Source organism: Mycoplasma yeatsii GM274B (assembly GCF_000875755.1).
Lineage (GTDB): Bacteria > Bacillota_I > Bacilli_A > Mycoplasmatales > Mycoplasmataceae > Mycoplasma > Mycoplasma yeatsii.
Genome location: NZ_CP007520.1, coordinates 635183 through 661184 on the forward strand (window position 1 = coordinate 635183; position 26002 = coordinate 661184).

Here is a 26002-nt window from a genome sequence, read left to right on the forward strand (position 1 = left end):
CAATTATACAATAACTAAATTTTTTTATCTACCTATTCGATCATGTTGACTGTTTCAACGTTCTCGAATTTTTTGAGGAACACAAATATCTCATAATTTATATCTTACTCCTGTAGTGCTAACTTGATATTCTCAATCTTTCCAAAGAGATTCACTACGACCAATAAATTCAGTTGTTTTACAATCTTCGCGTATTACTCAACTAGACAAGTTTTGTTTATAATTTACCGCCCCTCAAAACATTCTTTCCATATGCCTTACTTTTGAAGTATTTCAATTAGATATATTTTGATTGAAGTTTGAAGCGTTTTCAAACATATGACTCATATTTGTTACATTTGATACATCTCAATGATCTAAACCTTCAATTGACTCAAGCCCATTATCAGCAAATGCCCCGCTAAGATTTGTGATAAATCAAGGTAGTTGGTTAGGTACTTTAATTGCAGTAGGGATGATTTTTGTTATTTTTCCATCTTCTTCTCAACCAAACTCAACTAATTGTGTACTTCTAATCCCCGGTTTTATATAATCAGCTCTTTTTTGTTTATTAGTTTTTGGATAAATACGTCCCATTTCTAAGTCAAGTTCAATAGTACCTTTTTTAACTCTGAATTTTTTATCTCCACCATTTTCAATTTTATTGGTAGCTTGAGCATTGCTTTTTAATTCAAATTCAAATCCTGCGGTTTTATTAAATCTATCTAGTAATGATTTATAAGTTTCACCACCTCAAACTGTATCTTTCATTTTTTGATTTCAAACTTCAGTAACAATTTTTTTGTAAGCATCATTTTGATCTTGTGCCGCTTTAAGTTCAGCCTCTTTTGCACTTAAATCTTTTTCAAGTTTTTTTAAATCATCTTTTAAACCGTTTATTTCTTTATCTTTTTGTCCAATTTCTTTATCAAGATTAGCTAAATCGACTTTTAAACCTGTCTTTTCTTTTTCTAATTCACCTTTCAATTTTTCAAGTTTTTTTATTTCATCTTTTTCGGTGTTAATTAGTTTTTGTGTATTTTTTATTTCAGTTTCTTTAGCAGTGATTTTACCTTCAAGACTAGTTTTAGTTGATATAAGTGACTTTTTTTGTTCTAAAAGTTGAGTTACTTTATTATTTATTTTAGTAATTTCAGATCTTATATTTGTTATTGTTGTATTTAACTGGTTGATAATAATACCTGCTTGTTGATCATTTTGAGGGTTTAATGTATGACTTTCTTTATTTATATTATTAAAAATTAGTGCTGAAGTTGAAATTACACTAGTTGATATTAAAAACGTTAAGCCTAGTCATTTAAATAATTTCATAACTTTACCTCCTAATTTTTAATGATGTATATTTTATTAGAAAATCTATAAATAATAATTTATATATAATAAATTTACGATGATTTAATTAAATGCTCTAATATATGGATGTGGTTCTTGAGGGTGTTCAGTATAACGAGCTCTAATGGTATGTGGCAGATTTGTGGTTCATAAAGGTTCTGCCCAAAGAGGACAACCAGCAGTAACAAATTTAAATGTGTTTGCTTGAAATACTCATCAAGATGAAATATTACCATTAAAATTGTTTGCTCCTCAAAAAGTGCGTTGAAGTCATTTTACATTTCTTGTATCTCATCCACCTAAGAAAGCATTAACAAGAGATTCTGAAAAAGTTCAATTCATACTAGTTACATTTGATACATCTCAATTTTCTAAACCAAAGTAGAATGGGAATTCCTCAATTCGGTGTTCATAGAAAGCTTCGTCTAGATTTGTAACAAATCAAGGTAATTTACCACTTACTTTAGTCGAACCTCTGTGGAGCTTTTCTATTTGAACTTCACCTTTACCATTTACAAAATAACCTACTTCAGTTACTACAGTACTACTTGTAAACCCGTTGATATTTGGATTATAATTTGTAGTTTTTTGTTCTCTTATTCTTGGATAAATTTCTCCCGTGTCTAGTTCAAGTTTCATAGAACCTTTTTTAACTGTGAATTTCTTATTTTTACCATCACCAATTTCTTTATCAGCTTGATCTTGTTTGTCTAATTCAACTTTAACCCCAGTTGTTTTTTCGAATCTATTTAATAAACTTTTATATTTTTCTCCACTATAAACAGTATTTTTCATTTTTGAGTTTCAAATATTAGTAATCATTTGTTTATAATCATCATTTTCTGTGTTTATTTTATTTATTTCTTCTTGAGTGGTTTGTAATTTTGAATTAAGGCTCTTTATCTCTTCTTTTTTATTACCTATTTCTGTGTTCATTTCACTAAGTTTTTTAGTTCGAGATGAAATATCAGATTTTAAAGTTCTTATCTCTCTTTCTAGAGTTTCTTTTTCACCTTTTATTTTTTTATGATTATCTTTTTCAGTTTCAAGATCTGTTTTTACTCGTCCTAGTTCAGTTTCTTTTTCTTGTAAAATTCTACTAAGCTGTGTTGTTAGATCTGTAAGTTGTTTTTTTGCATCTTCAAGACTTTTTATATTATCATCAACTTCAGTGATTTTATTTTTTAGTTCATCAACTTTTCTATTTAAGTTTTGTACTAAAGTACCTGCTGAATTATTATCTTGTGAGTTTATATATTGGTTGTGTTCACTTATGCTATTAGCAATTACACATGATGTTGAAATCACACTAGTAGCAGTTAGTAAACCTAACCCTAGTCATTTAAACATTTTCATAAAATTGCACTCCTAATTCATGTTATGCATAATATACTATTATTCTATTTTTTTTTTTTTTTAGAATCAAGTCTAAAATATTAGTAATAATTTATTAATAATTAAATGAAAATTTCACTCCTAATTTATGCATTTTGCATAGTACATTAATATTCTATTTTTTTTTTTTTTTTGAGTCAAGTTTAAAATATTAGCCATAATTTATTAATAACTAAAAAATCACTTAATATTAAGTGATTTTAGTTTTATTCAGAAAATATTTTCATAACATTTTGATTAATAAAATGTAAATAATTATTTAATAAGTACTCACCAATTTCATCAAATGTAATTTGTTTTTCACCATTTACTAAAATAGAATAATTTTTAAATTTAACTAATTTACGATTTTTTAAAAACATAATCCTTCTTGTAACAAAATCAAAAAACTCAAATAATTGTTGAGATATTACAATTAGATAATCATCATCATTAAGTACATTTTTAAATTTAAATTTACTAATCATTTTTTTAGCTTTTATATTATCAAGAGCTCTGTGCATTTTTCTTTCATATGCTGATATTCATCAACTAAATCCTGATTTAATATAAAGATTAGAAGTTTTTTTATTCTTATAAAGAATTTCTAGATTATAAAAAGTTTTAACATCTTTAGTATTATTAATAATTTTTTTAATTTCATTTAATTGAATTTCTCTTTTAATACTTGAACTTGTTTTAAGAGATTTTATAAATCTTGTAACACTAAAAATAAATATAACTAGTCCTATTAAAAAATAAAGTATAAATGGAATAAATATAAATAAAAATTTAACTTCTAAAAATGTTTTAATAGTTAATGAACTAGGATAAATATAAAATAATTCATAATATACAATAGGTTGATTTAACATAAAAAGAAATACTAAGAAATAAAATATAACTTCAGCTACATTTCTTGATCTAATTGAATCAAGAGTTTCAACATCTATATATTTTTGGAAATACTTTTTTAAATTATCTTTTCTTCTATACAATATAAAACGATTTGCTATTACAAAAAACATTATAACTATAGGCATAAAAATATTAGATAAAACTACAAATATTATAAATTCACTGTTTGACATAATTAATCTTCTTTCTAATTATTTTATAAATTTGATTTTATAACAATATCGTTTTTTTAACTATAAATATATTAATTTTACTTTAGATTTTAATCTAATATTTTAAGAGTATTTTTTATTGATGTCTTAGACTATTTTTTTATGTTAAAATTTAATAATGAAAGTATGGTGATATCATGAATAATATAGATCCTTTCATTATTAAAACAATATATGATTCAGTAATCACAATCCCAGGAGTAGTAGCACTTGCTAACTATACTTCTAATAGTTCTGATGATTTGATTACAAATGATATATCAAAAGCCATAGAAATCGAAATGAAAGACGATATATATCAGTTTAAGATTCACGTTGTTCTTCTTAATGGAGTAAACATTTTAGATGTGATGACTGAAATACAAATTCGTATTAAATATGAACTAGAAAAAAATGTTAAAAACTTTCTTAATCATACAGTAACAGTAGCTGTTGATGATTTAATGTTATAGTGTATAGGGTGAGAATTAAAAATGCAAAAAATAAAAATATTAAATAATATGATTTTAAGTGGGGTTAATAATTTATATAATCATTATCCTTACATAGATAAATTAAATGTTTTCCCTGTTCCTGATGGAGATACTGGAACTAATATGAACTTAACAGCTACTAATGGTTATGCTGAAGTTAGTGAAATTAAATTAAACAATACAACTATAGGTAAATATCTATCTACTTTTGCAAGAGGACTAATAATGGGAGCTAGAGGAAATTCTGGTGTAATTTTTAGTCAGATTATTAAAGGTTTTTCACTTGGAATGAGTGATGCAAAAGAATTATCAGTTGCTGAATGAAAACAAGGTTTTAATAAAGCTTGTGAAATAGCTTATAAAGCAGTTATGAAACCTATTGAAGGAACAATTTTAACTGTTATAAGAGAAACTAGTGAAAAAGTAAATGAAATTGATGATTCAACTGAAGTTAAAGAGTTTTGAAAACAAGTTGTTGAAATTGCTAATACTAGTTTAGAAAATACTCCTAACTTATTACCTGTATTAAAAGAAGTTGGTGTTGTTGATTCAGGTGGATTTGGATTAGTTAAATTCTTACAAGGAATGCAACAATATATTGAAAACCAAAAAGTTGTTCAAAAATTAGCTAAACTAGAAATCAATGAAGGTGGAAACATTGATCTTGAAACTGAAGAAGAATTCGGATATTGTACTGAAGCTATTGTTTTACTAAATAAAGAATGAATTAATAAACTTCAGCCTTCAACTATTAGAGATCAATTACAAATTTATGGAAACACTTCAATGGTAGTTGTTATTGATGAAGAAATTTTAAAAGTTCATACTCACGCTTTATCACCAGGTCAAGTTCTATTATTCTTACAACAATATGGAGATTTTAAAACTCTAAAAATTGAAAATATGAACTTACAAGCTGATAAACAACTTAAATCAAGAAAGGAAAAAGCTTGAAAAGAAACTTCAAACATTAAAATTGAAAGAAAACTTGTTAATGATGTTGCAATCGTTTCAGTTGTGCCTTCTAAGAAATTAAAAACTTATTTTGAAAAAGATCTAGGTATTGATCTAGCAATTGATGCGGGTTCAAAAATGAATCCATCAACAAAGGATTTCTTACAAGCAATTCAAGAAGTTGATGCTAAAACAGTATTTATCTTCCCAAATGATAGCAACGTATATCTAACTGCAAAACAAGCTGAAAAACTAGAAAAGAAATCTAAAGTTTATGTAATTCAAACAAGAACAATTCAACAAGGTATGGTTTGTTCATTAAGTTATGATCCTTCTCTAACTGCTTCAAAAAATAGTTCACAATTATTAAAATCACTTAAAAACTTAGTATCATTTAACATTACTAAATCTGTTAAAGATACAAAAATTGATGGAGTGGAAGTTAAAAAAGATCATTTCATGGCTCTAGTGGATGGAAAAATTATTGCTTCAGAAAAAACAATAAAAGCTGTATTTGAAAAACAACTTTCTAAATACATTAAAAACAAAACTGAAATCATCACCATTTTCACAGGTGACGAGGCCGAAGAAAAAGATGTTGCTCAATTAAGAAAATTCTTAGATGAAAAATACAACGTTGAATATGAAATTGTTGAAGGTGGACAAAAAGTTTACAGTTTCTTAATAGCAATAGAATAATAAAAAACCAAAATAATAACAAACCCCGTAAATGGGGTTTTATAATATTTAATAAAGGGGAAATATTATATGTATAAAATAGCTTTTGATGTAATGGGATCTGATTTAGGATCTAAAATAGCTGTTCAAGCTGCAAGTGAATTTATTAAACAACATGATGATCTATTTTTAGTATTAGTTGGTGATGAGTTAGAAATAAAACAAGCACTAGCTGAATTTCCTATTGATAATAATAAATATGAAATATTACCAACAAGTCAAGTAATTGATATGAACGGTTCAATTTTAGATGTTAGAAGAAAAAAAGATGCTTCAATCGTAAGAACTTTAGAACTAGTTAGAGATAAAAAAGTTGATGGAATGTTAACTGGTGGAAATTCAGCTGCTTTTATTGGTGGTAGTCATTTTATTTTAGGTGAGATTGATCAAATTAAAAGACCTGGTTTTATGCCAACAATTCCTAATGCAAAAAATAATGTAACTTTATTATTAGATGTTGGAGCTAATAGTGAAAATGAAGTTGAAGATCTTATTGGTTATGCAATTATGGGAAATATTTATGCTAAAGAAATTTTAAAAAAACAAAACCCTACAATTGGATTATTAAATATTGGAACTGAAAAAAGTAAGGGTAATGAATTACAAAAACAAACATATGCTAAATTAAGTGAATTAAAAGAACTTAACTTTATTGGAAATGTTGAAGCGCGTGATATTTTAACTGGTGAGGTTGATATTATTGTTACTGATGGATATAGTGGTAATATTGCTTTAAAAGCTAGTGAAGGAGCTGCTAAAACTTTACTAACAGAAATTAAAAAAGAAATCACAAGTTCATTTGTAAAAAAACTAGCTGCACTAATTTTAAAACCAGCATTTAAAAATGTTGCTAAGAAATTTGATTATAAAAATCATGCTGGAGCTATTTTATTAGGTGTTAATGGAATTTGTTTTAAATCACACGGTTCAAGTGATGTTAGATCATTTAAAGCTACTTTAAACATGACTTTAGATGCAGTTAAAAACGATGTTTTAAATAAAATAGAAAGTGGATTGAAATCAAATGCCAACAATTAGAGATTTTTTAAAAACATATAATATTGAAATTAATAATTCACGTTTTTTTGATGAAGCATTGACTCATAATTCATATTCAAATGAACACCGTTTAAAATACACATATCAGCGCATGGAGTTTTTAGGTGATGCATTATTACAAATGTATGTTTCTAGATTTCTATTTTTTAATTGTCCTAAACTAAGCGAAGGAGAATTGACTAAATTAAGATCTAAATCAGTAAGAGAAGAATCGCTTTCTGAAGTTGCAAAAGATATTAAATTAGGTCAATTAATAAGACTTGGACAAGGAGAATTAAAAACTAGAGGTTTTGAAAAACCTTCAATTCTAGCTGATGTTTTTGAAGCATTAACTGCTGCAATTTATTTAGATCAAGGTGAAGAAAAATTGATTTCATGATTAGATCAAACTTTATTTGCTTATATTCAAAAACCTGAGTTTGTAGATAAAATAAAAGATTTTAAATCTGAACTTCAACAATTATTACAATCAGAAAAAAGAAGTGATTTAAAATATATTGTTGAACATGAAGAGTTCTTTCAAAAAGAAAACAAATTCTTATATACAGTTAGTGTTAATTTAGATGGACAAAAATTTGGCATTGGTAAAGGTTGATCAAAACAAGAAGCCGAACAAAAAGCAGCTCAAGATTGTTTATCTAAGATGAAAAAAATCTAATAATTAATAAAAAATCACAAGATTAGAAAAACTATTAATAGTTTTTCTTCTTTTCTTAAATTGATAGAAAATTAAATAATATAATTTAAATATGTGAATATAAAAAGGAGTTTTTATATGCTATTTTTAAAACAAATTAGAGCTACTGGATTCAAATCATTTGCTGAGTTAACTATCATGGATTTTAATTACGAAATGATAGGTGTTGTTGGTCCTAATGGTAGTGGTAAATCAAATATTACTGATGCTATAAGATGAGCGTTAGGAGAACAATCTACTAAGTCTTTAAGAGGATCTAAAATGGATGATGTAGTTTTCAGTGGAAGTAGTGATAAACCTGCTAGTAATTTTGCTGAAGTTACTTTAGTTTTTGATAATACAAATAAGAATTTTTCATCTATAAAAACTGATATTGTAGAAGTAAGACGTAAGTTTGATCGTACTACTAGAGAAAGTGAATTTTTTATAAATGGAGAAAAATCTAAACTAAGAGATGTTCAAGATATAGCTTTAGAAACAGGTTTAACTAGATCAAGTATTGCAATTATTTCTCAAGGAACTATTGCTAATTTTGCTGAAGCAAAACCAGAATATAGAAGAGAAATTTTTGATGATGCTGCTGGAGTTGGTAAATACAAAAAAAGAAAAAGAGAAACTCTTTTAAAATTAGAAAAAACTGTTGAAAACTTAAACCGTTTAGAAGATATTGCAAATGAAATTTCAAGAAGATTACCTAATCTAGAAAGACAAGCTAAAAAAGCTAAAAAATATCAAGAAAAGATTCAACAACTAGAAAATATTGAATTATATATTCTTACTAAAGATTTAAGAGTATATATGCAAAAAATCGAACAATATAGAGAAGAAAAACTTGCTTTAGATATTCAAATTAAAAGATTAAGTAATGATATTAATATGACTCAAGAAGAAATTGATTTAATCTTAGATCAAAACTCTTCAGCTGATGAAGAATTACAAAATTTAAACAATGAGTTTAATAATATTTTAAAAAGACTTAGTGAATTAAAAGTTAGAAAAAATCAAGCTGAATTAAAAGAAAGTCAAAATATTGATACTTCAGATCAAGACAAATATAAAGCGAGTTTAATTAAAAAAGAATTTGATGAAAAAACTATTCTATTAAATAGTGAACAAGAAAAAGTTGAAAAAGCTAGTGATGATTTATTAGAATTAAAAGATAAATATGATTATTATTCAGCTAAATATAATGAAATTTACAGTGAAATAGAAACTATTAGAACTAATATAAATAAAATTAGTTTTCACATCGAAAATCTAGAACATAGTAAAAAAACTTCTTTTAGTCGTTTTAATGATGGAGTTAGTGGAATTATTAATAACTCAAAACAAATTGGTGGAGTTGTTGGAGTTTTAAAATCACTTGTTTCGGTTCATTCTGATTATCAAGTAGCAATTTCAGTAACTGCTTCTGGACATATGAATTCAGTTGTAATGAAAACTGATCAAGATGTTAAAAAAGCAATTGATTTTTTAAAGAGAAATAATTTAAGCAGAGTAACATTCTTACCTTTAAACACACTTTCAGCTAATTCAATTTCACCTGCTCAAAAACAAATAATAGAACAATCAAACGGATTTATTGGTTTTGCTAATGAATTAGTAGAACATTCAAGTGAAATTAAAATTGCTATTGATTATGCTTTAGCTACTATTATTGTTGTTGATACTTATGATAATGCTGTTAATTTAGCTAAAAACATTGGATTTAGATACAATATTGTTTCATTAGATGGACAAAGAATTTTACCTAATGGAGCAATTATTGGTGGATCAACAAAAAATGTTAATATTTTTGAAAAACAAGAAGAAAATAATAACGATATTGAACAATTAAAACAAAAATTAATCGCGTTAGAAGAAAAAGAAATTCAAAAAACAAAAGAACTTACAGATTACAAAACAAATAATGATAATTTAAGAGATGATATTAACGATCTAAATTCTATTATTAGAATTTCAAATCAATCTATATCAAGTATTAAAACTAGTTTAGTAGCTCTTTCAGATGAATATCAAGTATTAGTTGGAGTTAATCTACTAACTGGTTTTGTAAAAAGTTCAGATGATTCTGAATCTATAAGATTATCAAAAGAAATTGTAGATTTAGAATCTAAACGAGATGAAATACAAAGTAAAATAAATTCTATTGTTACTAATAAATCTAAAACAAGTGAAAAACAAAAAGAAATGAACAAAGTAAATGTTCAAAAAAGAAGTGAATTAGATGACTTAAAAGATCAAGCGGCTCACATTTGAAGTGAATATAATGTTTTATTAGAAAAACAAATGAAAACTGCTGAACGTTTAATGAACGGTTATAAAATCTCAATTGATGTTGCTTTAGAAATGGAACTTCCTCAAATAGAAGACGAAGAATTAGCTAGAACTCAAATTGAAGAATTAATTAATGAAATTCGTGATATAGGTAATGTTAACTTAGATTCTATTGCTGAATATGAGCAAGAAAAATCGAGATTTGATTATTATGATCAAGAATTAAATGATGTTAAGAGTGCAAAACAAAAACTTGAAGATATTATTTTAGATATCGATATTGCAATGGAAACTCAATTCAAAAAAATTATTGATGATGTAAATGCTGCTTTACCAGAAGTGTTTGCTAGATTATTTGGCGGAGGGCATGCTGAATTAATATTTACAGATCCAGATAATATTTTAGAAACTGGTGTTGATATTAAAGTAAATCCTCCAGGTAAGAAAATTACTAACCTTAACTTATTAAGTGGTGGAGAAAAATCACTAGTTGCTCTATCAGTATTGTTTGCAATTTTAAAAGCAAGACCTTTACCTTTAGTAATTTTAGATGAAGCTGAAGCTCCATTAGATCCAGCTAACGTTGAAAGATTTGCAAGATTTATTAAACATTTCTCAAATAAAACTCAATTTATTATTGTTACTCATCGTGACGGAACAATGGAAAACTGTGATGCATTATTTGGTGTAACAATGCAAGTAAAAGGTATTACTAAAATAGTTAAAATTAAATTAATTGAAGCTAAACAAATAAGTGAAAAAAATGGATCTCATTAGATCCATTTTTATTTACTCATTATACAAATTACATCATTATCAGTTGTAATTATTGCATCTTTATAAGGTATAAATGCATTAGAAAGACAGCTTGAAGCTATTGGTTTTAATAACAACTCATTTGTTTCATATTTTAAGCCTTTGATTGTGATTTTAGTATCATCTTTTGAAATAAAACTTACATATGTCACATCTTGAAATCTATTAAATTCTAAAGTATTTTCTCCTTTTTTTAATAAGAAAATAATTGAATAATCATTAATAAATTTAATATCGTATTTAAAGATTAAACTAAATATTGAAAAGTTCTTTTCATATCTTCTTGTTGCATTTGCTATAAAAATTATTTTAGCTTCTTTTGAAATTTCTCTAGCTTTAATAATAGCAAGTTCACCATCAAAATAATCTTTTTCAGATGGTCAAATTTCTATTTTATTTGCATATTCTTTTATAACATTAAGTTCAGCATCATCAACTTTATCAAAATCACCAATTGCTAAATCTATTCTAATATTTTTATCAATTAAATGTAAACAACCTCTTTCAACACCAATAATATAAGTATTATCGTTATTAAAAGAATTTAGATCAATATTTGTTGAGCTAGTAACTATTAATATATTTTTATAGTTCATCAATTAATCCTTTTGCTCTTTTTTCAAAATCATCAGATTCAAATAAATAGCTTCCTGCAACTATCATATCAACTCCAGCTTGTTTAACTAAAACTGAAGTTTTTCCATTAATTCCACCATCAACTTCAATAGTGTATTTATAGTTATTTTCATCTCTTAATTTAGATAATGTTTTAATTTTTTCTAAACTAGATTCAATAAATTTTTGTCCACCAAATCCAGGTTCAACACTCATAACTAATACGTTATCTAATTTATCTAAATATTTCGAAATAACATCAACTTCAGTTTTTGGTGAAATAGCTATAGAAGGTTTAATATTATTTTTCTTACATAATTCGATAAATTTATTAACAGTTGAATCATCAACTAGTGATTCAATATGCATTGTCATCATTTCAGGTTTTGCTGAAATATAGTCTTTAAAAAAGTCTTCAAATTCACAAGTTTTAACTTTAACCATAAAATGAACATCAACTTTAATATCTATATTTTTTTTAATATCATGTAAAATTTTTGATCCAAATGTTAAATTAGGAACAAAATCAAAATCCATAACATCATAGTGAATTCATTCGATATTATTTTTTTTACATAATTCTAATTCTTGTTGTAATTTCATAAAGTTTGCAGACAACACAGAAGGAGCAATAATAAATTTTTTCATATTAATACCTACTTTCTTTTCTTTCTTTCATTTCAACAAAGACTTTTACATAATCATTATAAATAAATGTTGGTAGTAAGTGTTCTTCGACTGCTTGTTTTACACTACATTTTGTTTCGTGAGTGTGAGTACAATCTATAAATTTACATTTATTTAAATATGGTCTAAAAGTTTCTCAAGAATATAAAATATGTTCTATATCAATATTATTTAAATCGAATGCTGAAAATCCAGGTGTGTCAGCTATAAAAATATTTTTATCTAAAAAGTATAGTTGAATATTTGTTGTTGTATGTCTACCACGGTTTAAATTTTTTGAAATCTCATTTGTTTTAATTTGATTTTCAATTGATAAGAAGTTATTTAAAGTTGTAGATTTTCCAGCTCCAGTTTGTCCTGTAAACACACTTATTTTATCTTCTAATATTGCTTTTAATCTATCTAAAACTTTTTTCTTATCTTCATCTGAATCTTTATTATTAATTATTAAAACTTCATATCCCATTTTTTCATATCAATTAATTTTATGAATAACTTCTTCATAATATTTAGTTTGTTTTAATAAATCTATTTTTGTAAAAATTAGAATAGGTTTAATCTTTTCAGTTTCTAACATCATAATATATTTATTTAATAAAAATGATGCAAATAACGGTTCATATAAAGCAGTAACTATTAAAACTTGATCAACATTAGCTATTTTTGGTCTATGTAATTCATTTTTTCTTTCATGAATTTTAACAATATATCCATAACCATCATCTAAAATATCAAAATCAACAAAATCACCTATTTTAGGTTTTAATTCTTTTTTAACATTTCCTTTTGCATGAACTTTATAAGTTTGTTTATTTTCATTACAAAAAACATAACTTTCAACACTATCTTTTTTAATGATAATCCCTTTCACTAAAACAACTCCATCCTATTGGTTAAATATAATCACTACTATAAATAATATTAACGATGCAAAAACAATTAACAAGGTAGGAATAGTAAATCTATAAGGAAATTCTTCAATAAAATTTTTATATCTAATATTATAGTTAAGTTTCATGTTTGAAATCTTATCTGCTTCTCAATTCATTTCAGGAAAATCTTTTTTAACATCTAATTCTAATTTTGCTTTTTGTAGATCGTTTAAAAGTTCATCAAAATTTTTATATCTATTTTTTACTTCTTTTGCTAAGCAATGCATAATAATGTTTTCAATAGATTGAGGAATATCTGGATTAATATATCTAGGTCTTAAAACTTCTTTAACTAAATGTTTTTTAAAATTTTCTTTTTCTCTTTCTTTAACATTTGAACTACCATAATTAGTATTTAAAAATAAAGTTGTTCCTGTTATAAATTCATACATCATAACTCCAACTGAATAAATATCTGATTCATAAGAATAAATATTTTTTTTAGATTCAAAATTAATAAATTGTTCAGGAGCTGTATATCTTGGAGTTCCTGGTGAAAAGCTATCTTCATTTGTTTCATTAATAATACTTTTAATTTTAGAAATACCAAAATCTGATATTTTAGCTTTTTGGTGTTTAGTAATTAAAATATTTGCAGGTTTAACATCTCTATGAATAATGTTACTATCGTGAATTTCTTTTAATCCTTTAGCAATTTGTTCAAAATAATAAATAAACTCATTTGTTGAAAGAATATTATTATAAACTGAGAATTTTTTAGATAAATCAATTCCTTCAACTAATTCCATAACAATTACATAATATTTATCTCATTCAAAAACATCTTTCATATTAATCACATTTTTACTAAATGATAATTTAGCAAATGTATTAACTTCATAATTTAATCGATCATTAATTTCTTTAGTATTTTTTCTTTTTCCTTTTAACATTATTTTTACAGCAACAAATACATCTTCTTTATTTAAAAAAGATGCATCTAAATCTATTGCTTTAAAAACTGAAGCAAAGGCTCCTGAGTTAATAAATTCTAATATTTTATATCTTTTATTAATTAATCGATCGATAAGTTCATTATTATTAATTCCATTATCAATTTTATTATTTTGTTTTATTTGATTTTTATTCATTCTATTTAACCTCTATGATTATGATAGATAAATTGTCAGTTGATAAGTTTCCCATTGCAAATTTAACTATATTTTTAGTTTTAGTTTTTAATGAACTTCTTATTTCTAAAAAATCAACAAAAGTTTGAGAATCAACATAATCATGAACACCATCAGATGTTAAACAATAAACACCTTGAATTTCATCAATCACATAATTATCAGGTTTCATTTTTTTATTTGGTCCCAATGCACTTGTTAAAATTTTTCAATAAGTCATTTCATTAAATCTTGAACCATATAGTTTTTGAGCACGCTCTTTTATTTTTTCTGGATCATAATTAGAGTTCATTAAGTTTTGATCTACCGTTATTTGTTTTAAACGATTATCAGAAAATTTATAAACTCTTGAATCACCTATATTAATTACATAAGCTTTATTATTAGTAAATATTATTGCAGATAAAGTAGTCCCCATATCAGATAGCTTAGGACAGTTATTAGCAACTTTTTTCATAGCTTCTATTGAATATGATAAAGTATCATCAAATCATTGATTAATTTCTTGTTCAGTTTTATTATTAAAAGTTTCATTTTCAAAACGCTCAATAAAAGTTTCAACAGCTGTTTTTGAAGCAATTTCACCTTTAGCATGACCTCCCATACCATCACATAAAATCGCTAAAAAAGAGTCATCAACGCTTTTAGAATATCCTAAATAATCTTGATTATTTTTCCTATAATTACCTTTATGAGTTAGACTACTAATTTTTATTTTCATAGCGTACCTTGTTTTCTAATTTATCATTATTATTTTATCATCTCATTTTATTTGACTTGGTTTTATAGAATGTTTATTTTAATTTTCTAGTTCATTAAAAAAGTAGAGCACGCTCTACTTTTGAATTTTATTTTTCTTACGTTTTAAAATATAAACAACAACTGCGGCAACAGCAGAAAAAGCACTTACAATACCAACTATTGAACCAGTAGCAATTTTTGCTATATGGTTAGTTTTAAAGTTAATTAAAATATCTCCCATAAAACGATCATCATTTTTAATTCTAACTAGAATTGAATTGCGAGTTCTGTTTATAACATGGAAATTTTCTCTATTTAATCCAGGTAGTTGATCTTTATTTTTTTCAATAAAAGCATTAATAATTTTATTATGATTTTCTTCTTTGAACCTTCCTGCTTGTGTGTTTATTGTGAAATTGTTAACGTTTTGTCTAATTGTATAAGTAATTGTAACTTGTCCATAAAAATCATCGTTATTTTGAACTTCAACACTGATTGAATTATTGTTTTCTGAAACAATTTTAAAATGATCTTTAGTTAAACCATTTAGCCTATGTTGATTCATTCTTATAAAAGTATCAATGATTTTATTACGATCTAACTCGTTAAACGCTCCAGCGTTTCTGTCTGTATTTTGTGAAATATTAGTTCTTATTTTAAAAGTAACATTAATTTCACCTGAATAGTTTTTAGCATTTGGTTTAAGTCTAATTTTTCAATTATGTTTTTCTCTAACTAATTCAAGATGATTAGGATCGATTCCTGGAAGTTTTTGATTATTTAATCTAATAAATTCTTTAATAATTTCAGATTCATTAAAAACATTAAATCTACCAATATCAGTGATTAATCCATCTATTTTAGAAATAGGTTTAATAACTTTGTAGTTAACTTTAAGATTATTTACATATTCTCCATTATCAATACTTATTTCATAGAAGTTTTCTTTCTTTTCAAATTTTAAGAAATGTAGATCGATATTATTATCATTTAAAACTTTTTGATTTCTTTTAATAAACTCATCGATAAATAATTTTTCATCATTTGTTTCAATCACAATCTCATCAGTATTAAATTTAATATTACTTAGATTTTTCATTAAATCAAACTTAATAGTTGTTTGATTATTTTGTTGATTTGAATCAAAAATATTTGAATTAATTACTGTAATTTTTGCACTATTATTAGTTATATTTTCTACTTTAATTTCTTCATCTTTTAAAATGTTAAATACTTTTTTAAGTTGATCGATAATAGCTTGAGATGAGTTATTTTTAACAAATCCGATGTTAGTATTTGATTCTATAACTTGATCTAATTTTTCTTTACTAGTATATGAAATTTCAATTGGTGAATTTAACTGATTATATCTACTATTATTGTTTAAAGTTATTGCGATTTTATTATTAGGTTTAGCTTCTAATTTTAAAGAGTGTACATCGATATTGTAAAATTTAGCAAGCTTGAATCTAACTTCACTTTGTAATTTGCTTGGATTAATACCATACATTGTTTGAGGTAAATTCGGAAGTTGTTTTAATGATTTAGGTATTATTCTATTTCATTCTTTTCAAGAAGGAGTGTTTAAGTCAAATCCATCGTGTCTTTTTGATCTAACATTTCAAGTTCTTAAATTTTGATTAAACTCAACAGCTTGATTAAACATATTATTAAAGTTCTCAGCTCTACTAACATCTCATTTTGATATGTTTTGATTAAACACTTTAGCATTTCTAAACATTTCACCTAAATTCAATAAATTAATAGTTCTTCAACTAGAAATATCAGCGTTAAAATTAACTGCATTTCCAAACATTAATCCCATATTATTTACATTAGAAACATTTCATTTTAAAGGTTTGCTTGCATTATTAAATTTTGTAGCATTATTAAACATTCAAGTCATTTCTGAAACCGATCTAGTGTCTCACATTGAAATATCTTGATCAAAATTTACACATCCTTGGAATAAATTTTGTGTGCTTTTAATTTCAGGGAATAAATATTCAGGAACAACTTCAACATTTTTAGGTAGTCTATAAGCTATAGTTTTTCCTGCATCATCATCTCAACGGTGACCGATTCTTTTAATAACTTTAACATTATCAAATTTAGATTGGTGCATATTTTCACTGGTTCTTCTTTCTTTACCACTTGCATCAATATAAATTGTTTCTATAACGTTTTTCTTTTGAGCAAGACAATATAGATTAAAATCTTTATTTGTTTTGTGTGTATATATTGTGTTTTTACCTTCAACCATGTAAAGGTCTCGTTTTTCTCTACGGTTATAGTAATCATTAATTTTAATGTTGTGATACATTTTTGGAGTATATCATCTTAATTTTTGATCGAACATTTGAGTAAAGTGTATTACTTGTAAATTTGTATTTAATGTTTGATCATTTAATAAAGAACGTGATCCATAAAGTTTATTAGTTCATACCATTCTTATTAGATCAAGATCGTTAATTTTAAAAGTTACAACATAAAGTTTATTTGATATTCTATGTTTTATAATTGCACTAGCTAAATCTCTGTGCATTATCATATATTCATTAACATCTTTTGATTCTAAAGAATTATTTTCTGAAACAAATTTTTTAATGATATTAGTATTAATAGATTCTGAAACTTTATTAAAATCAGGATTATTATTTGATGAAATTTCACCCATATAATTTTTAATATTTAGATCATTTTCTAAAACATTTCCAAATTCTAAATCAACAATAAATCTTTTATTAACTTTAATAGATATTATTTGATTTTCATTAACTTCAAGAGTTTTAACATTATCTTTTATAGATGTTAATTCTAAATTCAGATCTTTAAATTTATCTTTAGCATTTAATTTTAATAATTCTAAAATAGTTTCATATGTACTGTTTTTTAGTTGTTTATTTTTGATATTTTGATTTCAAAAATTTATAAGATCATTTTTTAAATTAATTAAACTTGTATCATCAACTATTGATAATGCTTGATTTTCTTTTATTAAACTTTCACTATTTTTAAATATAGTTTCTTTTAAATTTGTTTCTTTAAATTCACCAAGTGATAAATCTTGATTAAATCTCTTAGCATTTTTAAACATATTAGATCTATTAACATCTTTATTTGTAATAAAACTTTTATCTAATTGTTGATTAAATCTTTCTGCACTCTCAAACATAGACTGCATATTTTTTACATTATTAGCAACAAATTTATCAGTTAATTGAGCGTTAAAATTCTTAGTATTATAAAACATATAACTCATATCAGTTACATTTGAAGTATCTCAATTTAAAATAGTATTAAAATTTTGAGCATTATAAAATACACCACTCATATTAACTACTTTTGAAGTGTTTCATTTTTCTATTCCTAAAATAGTGTGATTTGTATTATCTTTAAAAGCATAAGAAATATCAGTAATATGTTCAGGTAAATTATTTGGAACTTTTTTAATATGTGATGGAATTTGTTTTAATCTATAATTTGAGTTACTATTTTTTTCTCAACCTAATTGAATAATTTCATTATTTAAAATTACGTGACTTTGATGATCATTTATTTTTAAATCATTATTAAGAGATTTGTTTAAATCATAATTAATATTAATATCATTTAAATTACTATTTTGATTATGTGTTGATAATAAAGTAACAAACTTTAAAACAGTTAAAAAATTTATCATTTGTCAAACCTTCATTTCTTTATAAGTGTTTCTTTAAAATACTATCATGATCAAACTAAAAATAAAATGCACATTTTAAACTTAACGATTAATTATTAGAATTTAAAAACAGATCTAATGATCTGTTTTAGTTATTATTTTTATTTTTAAAATATAAATAAAAGTAATTAGATATTAAAACTTCAATTATTTGATCATAATCACTACATTCTTTTTCATCAATAATAACTACACTATTATTTTCTAAAAGATTAATTGCATTATATAAATCAGCATCACTAATTAGATCTCAACTTTTTTCTAAATAGTTTAAAAAACTATATGCACATTTTAATTCACTTATATTTTTATTAGTAAAAATACCTTTAATTTTTATTTGTTGGTCTTTTAATTTATCAGGTTCACCTTTTGGTTTTTTAAAATCTGAACTTGATTGAAATTTCATATTTATTTTTTTGTATTCACTATTAGAATATAAAGTTTTTCATTTTTCTCAATGCTCTAATAATATTTTCTTTTCAGATTTAGTTGGTAAAAGTTTTATAAAACTAAATATAGCTAGAATAATACAACTAATAACAAATATACAAAAGAAAATAAAGAACGGATTTTTATAAGCTTGATTAGAAATTGATGTTCTAAAAAGAAATTTAAATATAATATATGTAATACTTCTTATTCAACCCTCATTAAGTCTAAATTTAAAATTAAATGCTCCTGTATCAAGAACAACGTTTAATGCTAAAACAAACATAATAGCTACAAATAAATAAAATCAAAGTTTAATACTTAATCAAACAACTCTTTTTCTAACATTATTTAGATCTATATGTTTTTGATAAAAATCAACACATAAAGAGTCAACGTGTTTTCTAGAAATATTTTTTAAAACAATACGAAACATTACAAAAAACGTTATTAAATAAATAGGAATTAATAAAAAATAATTCAAAATTGTAAAAAACATATAATCACCTGTTTTCTAATTATCAATAATAAAAGAATAATTCATCAAAACTACGTTCTTTTGCAATAATTTCTCAATCTTTTTTAGCTTGATAAAATAGGTTTCTATCAATTGATTTTCTGTTAAATAATAAAGCAAATAAATTTTCAAATATAACTTGTTTAAATTCTTCAACACTTATAGTTTTTATTTGACCATCATCAATTATTTGAATTTCTAAATTCTTATTTTTTTTATTAAAAAATGATGATCAAACTTTTAAATATTCATAAAATACACCTAAAAAGAATTCATCTATTTTTTGCATAGGACATATCTCATTAAACAAAGTAGTAATATTTTTAAAAATATGAGCTCTATCTTCTTTTTTAAAATTTAATAATAATTCTTTGTTGCGTTCTAATATAAATTTTTCTTTTACTAATAGTTGGAATTCAATAAATTTAGATCTTTTATCATATCTTTTAATAACTTTATTTTTATATTTAATTCTAAAAGGTTTATAACTAACATTTCTATATAAGTTTTTTAATCTATTAAGTTCTATATATTTTGTTTTTTCAAACTTTTGAATATGTAATTTATTATCTAACTTGATTTGAAAAACAAGATGAGAGATTGAAACTATTACATAAACAATAGCACAAATAAATACAAAAACTCCATAACCTTCTGTGCTTAGAATAAGTTGAGACATAAAAGCGGGTATTTGAAACATGAAACAAAGAATAAATATACCATACATATTACCGGCATTATGAATACCATTAGCACTTATTTTTGTAAAATCAGCTAGATTGCTAAATGTTTTTTTAATTTTTTTATTTTCAAATATATTCATTAAAGACATTATTATTAATTGAATAACTAAAAATGATGATTGATATGTTGTTAATATTCAAACAAAATTAGTTTGAGTTCAAGATTTATTATTTGTTAATATAAAAGATAAAGCGTTCATAAAACACCTCCAAAACTTATTAATCTTTTTTAATTATTATTGAATTTAAAAATTATGATAGTTTTATTTTTAAATGTTTTAATTAATTATTATTTTACAATTATAGTAACTAGATTTAAATACAAAATTTGTTAAATTATTTGTTATTGTGTTTATGTTTTTATTGTTTATGTGGTATAAATTAGTTAAGAATATATCATTTTTTTAGTATGAAATTGAGAATAAAAAAAGATAATAAATTTATATAAATAATTAATTTTATTCTGATGGTTATAAGATGAAAGGAAAGAATTGAAAATGAGTAAAAGTCACAAATTAGAAGACGTTAACTTAACACAAGAATTAGAAAACATAAAAGATTTTGATGATAATGGTGATGAAATTAATATTAGTATTGATGAAGAAGAATTTAAACCTTATGTTTTCAAACAAAAAGAAATAAAAAGAAAATATCAACAAACTGATATTCCAACTAAAGTTTTTGCATTAGGTGGATTAGAAGAAGTTGGAAAAAATACTTATTGTATTGAATATGATAATGAATTAATTATGATTGATGCTGGAGTTAAATTCCCTGATTCTTACATGTTAGGAGTTAATGCAGTTATTCCTGATTATTCATATTTAGTAGAAAATGAAAAGAAAATAAAAGCATTGTTTATAACTCATGGTCATGAAGATCATATTGGTGGAATTCATTATTTAGTTCAACAAGTAAAAATACCAGTTATTTATGCACCGAAATTAGCTGCAATGTTAATTAGAGATAGATTAAAAGAATATAAATTACAAGATAAAACAGTTGTTAAAGAATATGATGCTGATGATGTATGAGCAACAAAAAATATTAGAGTTAGTTTTGCCGCTTTAAACCACTCAATACCAGATGCATTTGGTATTTTAGTTCAAACTCCAAACGGTAATATTTTTTCAACTGGAGATTATAAATTTGATTGATCTCCTTTAGGACATTTTGCTGAATTGAATAAATTAGCTGAAATGGGAGAACAAGGAATTGAGTTATTAATGGCTGATTCAACTAATGCTGAAGTTGAAGGATATACTCAAGGTGAAAGAGATATTATAAAAAATATTGATAAATTATTTTTACAAGCTAAAGGAAGAATCTTTTTAACAACATTCGCATCAAACGTTCACAGAATTCAACATATAATTGAAACTGCTCATAAATACGGTAGAAAAATTGTTATTCTTGGTAGATCATTTGAAAGAATTATTAAAATGATTAGACAATTAGGTCACCTAAAAATCAGTGAAAAAGAATTTATTAAATCAACTGATATAGATAAATATAAACCAAATCAAATTATGATTTTAACAACAGGAAGCCAAGGTGAACCTATGGCCGCTCTTTCAAGAATCGCTAGTGGAAAACACTTGTCAATTAATATTATTCCTGGTGATACTGTTATTTTCTCATCATCACCAATTCCAGGAAACAGAGCTGATGTTGAAAAGCTTGTAAATAAATTAACAAGAATTGGGGCTATTGTAATTGAAAATAATCCAAATTTAAAAATACATACTTCAGGTCATGCGAGTCAAGAAGAACAAAAACTGTTATTTAGCTTAGTAAGACCTCATTACTTTATGCCAATGCACGGTGAATTTAGAATGCTTAAAAAACATGTTGAAACAGGTGAGAGTGTTAACTTAGAAAAAGGTAATGGGTTTGTAATGGCTAATGGTGATGTGTTAGAACTATTACAAGGAAAAGCTCAAATTGGAAAACGTGTAGAAGCTGATGCTGTTTATGTTGATGGAAAAGATATGACAGGACAAGCAAGTAATGTTATTAGAGAAAGAGATATTTTATCTAAAGATGGATTAATTGCTGTTGTTGTTTCAATTGATTCTCAAACAAACACTTTAATTGCTCAACCAAGAATTATTTCTAGAGGTAGTTTTTATGTAAAAGATTCAGGAGCAATTATTGGTGAATCAATTTCAATAGTTACAAATGCAGTTAATGAAGTTTTATCTAGTCCGAAACCAACATTTGGAGCTATTAAAAAAGCGATAAAATCTTCATTAAGTCCTTATATTTTCAAAGAAAAAAGAAGAAATCCATTAATAATTCCAGTTATTTTAAATAAAAAATCTTAACAAATAAAAACAGCTTTTGCTGTTTTTTTGTTTTAATTTAAAGGTTCATTTTGTTTAAGAATAAAGTTTTATTTTATTGATAATAGTTTGTTATTTTTTTGTATAATTTTTAATGTAGAATAACTCAAATAAAGAAAGGAGATTTTCTATGAGTAACAACGCCGGTTATAGAGTAAACCCTCATTCAGGTAGATTTATATTAACTAAAGGATGAATTATGTTTGCTCAAGTATTTGGTTCATTGTTAGCTGTTATTGGTTTAGTTTATTCATTAACTTTATTAAGTAAAATGGATTACAGCAAAATAATACCTGAATATAAATTAGGTATTCCAATATTATTTGCTATTGTTACTTATTCTTTATGAAGAACAATAGCTACAGCTTTTGTAATTGTTAGATTTTTAAAAAAATCAAGTGATGATGAATTTATATCAAATAGATATATACTTGCTTCATTAAGTTTAAATGTTGGTGGATTTTTAACACCTTGACTTTTAACAAGTTTACCAAATATTCAAACAGAATCTACTATTAAACCAAAATGATTCTTATCTAGAGTCTTTTCAGTTATAACATCTGTTGGTTCTATAATATTTTTATCAACTTTAATATGACAATTACACAAAGCAACTAATGGAGATATTCTAAGTGCTTTCAATCAATCAAATCCATTTTACGTTCCAACAATCGTTTCAATTTCAATCTCAGTTTTATTTATATTAATAGGACTTCCTACAATAATTCTTTATTATAATAAAAATTCACAAGAACAATTTGAAGGTGACACTTCAACTTCTAAAGCTATGAGAGTGTTTGCTTACTTCTACTTAATATTAACTACAATTGAATTAGCATTTGTTATGTTAGCATCATTATTAAGATTATTAGGTGGACTAGCAGATTTATTTAAAGAACTTTCTTCAGATAGTGATCCTTTAAAATTCTTTAGAGTATTGTTTACTTTAGTACGTATTATTTTACAAATTATATATGTATTGTTCTTAATGAGAATAATTGCAGAAACAATTCGTGGAATTTGACAAAGAGATGGAATAGTTAAAATTAGAGTTTATGATAGATTAAAAGAAAGAGAACAAGTTTTAGCAAATAGAAGATAATAAAATGAGTCTTAGGACTCATTTTTTATATGTATATAAACTCTAAAGGTAAGTAGTAATTAATGTGTTTGTCATGATCATATAATGTTTTTCCAACAATAAATTTTCGATCATAACAATCTAATCTATAGTAGAATTTTTTAGAAATATTATTTACATTTTTATTTAAAACAAAATTATAACAAAATGTTTTATCTAAACTCATATCTGAAATAATAACTGAAGATTCATCAAATTTACAAGCTTGAATTCTTTTATCTGATGAATAGATTTTTTCTAGTTTAGAATCTTTTATCATATAAAGTTCATTATCTGAAACTATAAAAATTACATTGTTATTTATAAATATTTTTTTAATATCAAAATCTAGATTTAAGCTATTTTGTTTGTTTATTCAGTCTTTATAAATTAATTCGTTATTTTGCTCTACAAATATTAATTTATTATTAAATTCATCTAATAATTTAATTTCATTATTTTTAAATTTATAATTCAAGGTTTTATTTTCAACTAAAGTTGTTATATATAATTGATTGTTTATTAAACTTAAATTTATTATTTGTTGATTCAAGTTATTTAAAAAGATTAACTCACTTTCTTTTCTTTCGATAATATTTCCTGATAAAGGGTTTATTAAAAACTTGTTTGTGTGAATATTTGTTCTTAAATTTTCTAATACTTGTTCGTTTTTAATTGAAAACAAATTATTTTTATCATCAATAACGTACATAAAATCATCTAATATATAAAAATTAGTAATTCAATATGTGTCTAATAAATTTAATACCTTAGGTTTTATTTTCTTTATCTTAAACATTTATACTTTCCTTTTAAAATATTATAAAACAAAAGCACCACAAGGTGCTTTTAGTAAAATTATTTATCTTGAATTGAAGCGATTCCTGGTAATTCTTTACCTTCCATAAATCCTAATGATGCTCCTCCACCAGTAGAAATTCAAGTAAAGTCTTCTTTAAATCCTAATTTAATAGCAGCAGCCGCACTATCTCCACCACCGATTAAAGTGAATGCTCCTTTTTTAGTTTGCTCAGCAACAGCTTTACAAATTGAGTTTGTTCCGTTTTCATAGTTTTTGAATTCAAAAACTCCAAGTGGTCCATTTCATATAATTGTTTTAGCTTCTGAAATTATTTTTTTATAAGCTTCGATTGTTTTAGGACCTGCATCCATTCCCATTCAGTCATCTGGAATATTATTTTCAAAATAAGTTGGTGCAGTGTCAGCAAAATCAGTGTTACATGCCACATCAATTGGAACTGAAATTTTTCCGTTAGCTTTTTCTAAGTATTGTTTAGCTAATTCAACCTTATCATCTTCAACTAACGAAGTTCCGATTGTTCTTCCTAAAGCTTTAAAGAATGTATAACTCATTCCTCCACCAATTAAAATTTTGTCAACTTTTGGTAATAAGTTTTCAATAACTCCAATTTTATCTGAAACTTTAGCTCCACCTAAAATAGCTAAGAATGGTCTTTGTGGACGTTCAATTCCTTCTGTTAACATTTCTAATTCTTTTTGAACTAAAAATCCGATAGCTGAAGTTTTGATGTTTGAAGCGATTCCAACGTTTGAAGCGTGTGCACGGTGAGCTGTACCGAATGCATCATTAACAAAAACTTCACCTAAACTAGCTCAATATTTTCCTAATTCATCATTGTTTTTTGATTCATTTTTAACAACTTCATTATTAACTACATCTTCAAAACGTGTGTTTTCAACTAAGATAACTTGTTTTGATTCTAAATTAGATACTGCTTCTTCTAATTCTTTTCCTCTTGTAACTGGAATAAAAATTACTTCTTGATTTAATAACTCTGATAATTTTTGAGCAACTGGTTTTAATGATTTTTTTTGTTTATCTTCTTCTGATTTAATTCTTGATAAGTGTGAAAATAAAACGATTTTTGCATTTTGTTCAATTAAATATTTAATTGTTGGTAATGCAGCTTGAATACGATTATCATCAGTAATCACACCTTTATCTAGCGGAACATTAAAATCAACACGAACTAAAACTGTTTTATTATTTACATCAATATCATGTAATGTTTTTTTATTGTCGTAATTCATTATTTTACTTTTCTCCTTTTTTTAAGTTTTTAACTATTTGTAAAATTTAAATTAAAAGAAGAACTTACATAGTTTTTGAATGCAAGTTCTCTAATTTTG

General features: G+C 24.4%; 20 protein-coding genes. 7 read left to right on the forward strand and 13 right to left on the reverse strand.

The annotated features are described in order from the left end of the window. Positions 1 to 24 precede the first annotated feature (24 nt). The 3 genes from MYE_RS04370 to MYE_RS02710 form a co-directional block, all read right to left on the reverse strand. Positions 25 to 1311, reverse strand: a complete 1287-nt coding sequence (locus tag MYE_RS04370) for a BspA family leucine-rich repeat surface protein (RefSeq protein WP_042733428.1) — start codon at positions 1309 to 1311, stop codon at positions 25 to 27. 84 nt (positions 1312 to 1395) lie between these two features. Further along, positions 1396 to 2688 carry a BspA family leucine-rich repeat surface protein gene (locus tag MYE_RS04055; RefSeq protein ID WP_052491422.1) on the reverse strand — a complete coding sequence of 431 codons (1293 nt, stop codon included), beginning with the start codon at positions 2686 to 2688 and terminating at the stop codon, positions 1396 to 1398. A gap of 245 nt (positions 2689 to 2933) precedes the next feature. Continuing rightward, positions 2934 to 3797 carry a hypothetical protein gene (locus tag MYE_RS02710; RefSeq protein WP_042733429.1) on the reverse strand — a complete coding sequence of 288 codons (864 nt, stop codon included), beginning with the start codon at positions 3795 to 3797 and terminating at the stop codon, positions 2934 to 2936. A 176-nt stretch (positions 3798 to 3973) separates the two neighbouring features. Between MYE_RS02710 and MYE_RS02715 the strand changes: the two genes are divergently transcribed. The 5 genes from MYE_RS02715 (at position 3974) to MYE_RS02735 (ending at position 10811) form a co-directional block, all read left to right on the forward strand. Continuing rightward, the gene (locus MYE_RS02715; RefSeq protein ID WP_042733430.1) at positions 3974 to 4288 is read left to right on the forward strand and encodes an Asp23/Gls24 family envelope stress response protein; all 315 of its coding nucleotides are present in this window, start codon (positions 3974 to 3976) and stop codon (positions 4286 to 4288) included. Positions 4289 to 4309: 21 nt separating this feature from the next. Then, positions 4310 to 5962: a DAK2 domain-containing protein gene (locus MYE_RS02720; RefSeq protein ID WP_042733431.1), complete on the forward strand. Its 1653-nt coding sequence runs from the start codon at positions 4310 to 4312 to the stop codon at positions 5960 to 5962. A 69-nt stretch (positions 5963 to 6031) separates the two neighbouring features. Continuing rightward, positions 6032 to 7039 (forward strand): phosphate acyltransferase PlsX, encoded by a 1008-nt coding sequence (plsX, locus tag MYE_RS02725; protein ID WP_042733432.1) that lies wholly within the window; start codon positions 6032 to 6034, stop codon positions 7037 to 7039. Then, complete coding sequence (gene rnc, locus MYE_RS02730; RefSeq protein ID WP_004429553.1) at positions 7026 to 7718, forward strand: ribonuclease III; 693 nt, start codon at positions 7026 to 7028, stop codon at positions 7716 to 7718. Before plsX ends, rnc begins: the two co-directional genes overlap by 14 nt. Positions 7719 to 7835: 117 nt before the next feature. Beyond that, positions 7836 to 10811: a chromosome segregation protein SMC gene (locus tag MYE_RS02735; RefSeq protein ID WP_042733433.1), complete on the forward strand. Its 2976-nt coding sequence runs from the start codon at positions 7836 to 7838 to the stop codon at positions 10809 to 10811. 8 nt (positions 10812 to 10819) lie between these two features. Here MYE_RS02735 and MYE_RS02740 read toward each other — a convergent pair whose 3' ends face one another. From MYE_RS02740 to MYE_RS02775, 8 genes are all read right to left on the reverse strand, one after another. After that, entirely contained in the window at positions 10820 to 11446 is a 627-nt protein-coding gene (locus MYE_RS02740) for a thiamine diphosphokinase (protein ID WP_042733434.1), read from the reverse strand. After that, positions 11436 to 12113 carry a ribulose-phosphate 3-epimerase gene (gene rpe, locus MYE_RS02745; RefSeq protein ID WP_042733435.1) on the reverse strand — a complete coding sequence of 226 codons (678 nt, stop codon included), beginning with the start codon at positions 12111 to 12113 and terminating at the stop codon, positions 11436 to 11438. The genes MYE_RS02740 and rpe overlap by 11 nt, the downstream gene beginning before the upstream one ends. 1 nt (position 12114) lies before the next feature. Beyond that, positions 12115 to 13023: a ribosome small subunit-dependent GTPase A gene (rsgA, locus tag MYE_RS02750; RefSeq protein WP_042733436.1), complete on the reverse strand. Its 909-nt coding sequence runs from the start codon at positions 13021 to 13023 to the stop codon at positions 12115 to 12117. Between the two features lie 15 nt (positions 13024 to 13038). Beyond that, positions 13039 to 14175, reverse strand: a complete 1137-nt coding sequence (locus MYE_RS02755) for a serine/threonine-protein kinase (protein WP_042733437.1) — start codon at positions 14173 to 14175, stop codon at positions 13039 to 13041. A gap of 1 nt (position 14176) precedes the next feature. Next, positions 14177 to 14935 (reverse strand): PP2C family protein-serine/threonine phosphatase, encoded by a 759-nt coding sequence (locus tag MYE_RS02760; RefSeq protein ID WP_042733438.1) that lies wholly within the window; start codon positions 14933 to 14935, stop codon positions 14177 to 14179. A gap of 114 nt (positions 14936 to 15049) precedes the next feature. Beyond that, positions 15050 to 18637, reverse strand: a complete 3588-nt coding sequence (locus MYE_RS04060; protein ID WP_052491423.1) for a BspA family leucine-rich repeat surface protein — start codon at positions 18635 to 18637, stop codon at positions 15050 to 15052. Positions 18638 to 18764: 127 nt separating this feature from the next. Further along, positions 18765 to 19604: a hypothetical protein gene (locus tag MYE_RS02770; RefSeq protein ID WP_042733439.1), complete on the reverse strand. Its 840-nt coding sequence runs from the start codon at positions 19602 to 19604 to the stop codon at positions 18765 to 18767. 19 nt (positions 19605 to 19623) lie between these two features. Continuing rightward, positions 19624 to 20565 carry a hypothetical protein gene (locus MYE_RS02775; protein ID WP_042733440.1) on the reverse strand — a complete coding sequence of 314 codons (942 nt, stop codon included), beginning with the start codon at positions 20563 to 20565 and terminating at the stop codon, positions 19624 to 19626. A gap of 297 nt (positions 20566 to 20862) precedes the next feature. Between MYE_RS02775 and MYE_RS02780 the strand changes: the two genes are divergently transcribed. Then, complete coding sequence (locus MYE_RS02780; protein WP_042733441.1) at positions 20863 to 22692, forward strand: ribonuclease J; 1830 nt, start codon at positions 20863 to 20865, stop codon at positions 22690 to 22692. Positions 22693 to 22840: 148 nt separating this feature from the next. Next, positions 22841 to 23812 (forward strand): hypothetical protein, encoded by a 972-nt coding sequence (locus MYE_RS02785; protein ID WP_042733442.1) that lies wholly within the window; start codon positions 22841 to 22843, stop codon positions 23810 to 23812. 25 nt (positions 23813 to 23837) lie between these two features. Here the strand turns inward: MYE_RS02785 and MYE_RS02790 are convergent, their stop codons facing one another. Beyond that, positions 23838 to 24629 (reverse strand): hypothetical protein, encoded by a 792-nt coding sequence (locus tag MYE_RS02790; RefSeq protein WP_042733443.1) that lies wholly within the window; start codon positions 24627 to 24629, stop codon positions 23838 to 23840. Between the two features lie 59 nt (positions 24630 to 24688). Further along, positions 24689 to 25903, reverse strand: coding sequence for a phosphoglycerate kinase (locus tag MYE_RS02795; RefSeq protein ID WP_042733444.1), 1215 nt, complete (start codon positions 25901 to 25903; stop codon positions 24689 to 24691). Between the last annotated feature and the right edge of the window lie 99 nt (positions 25904 to 26002).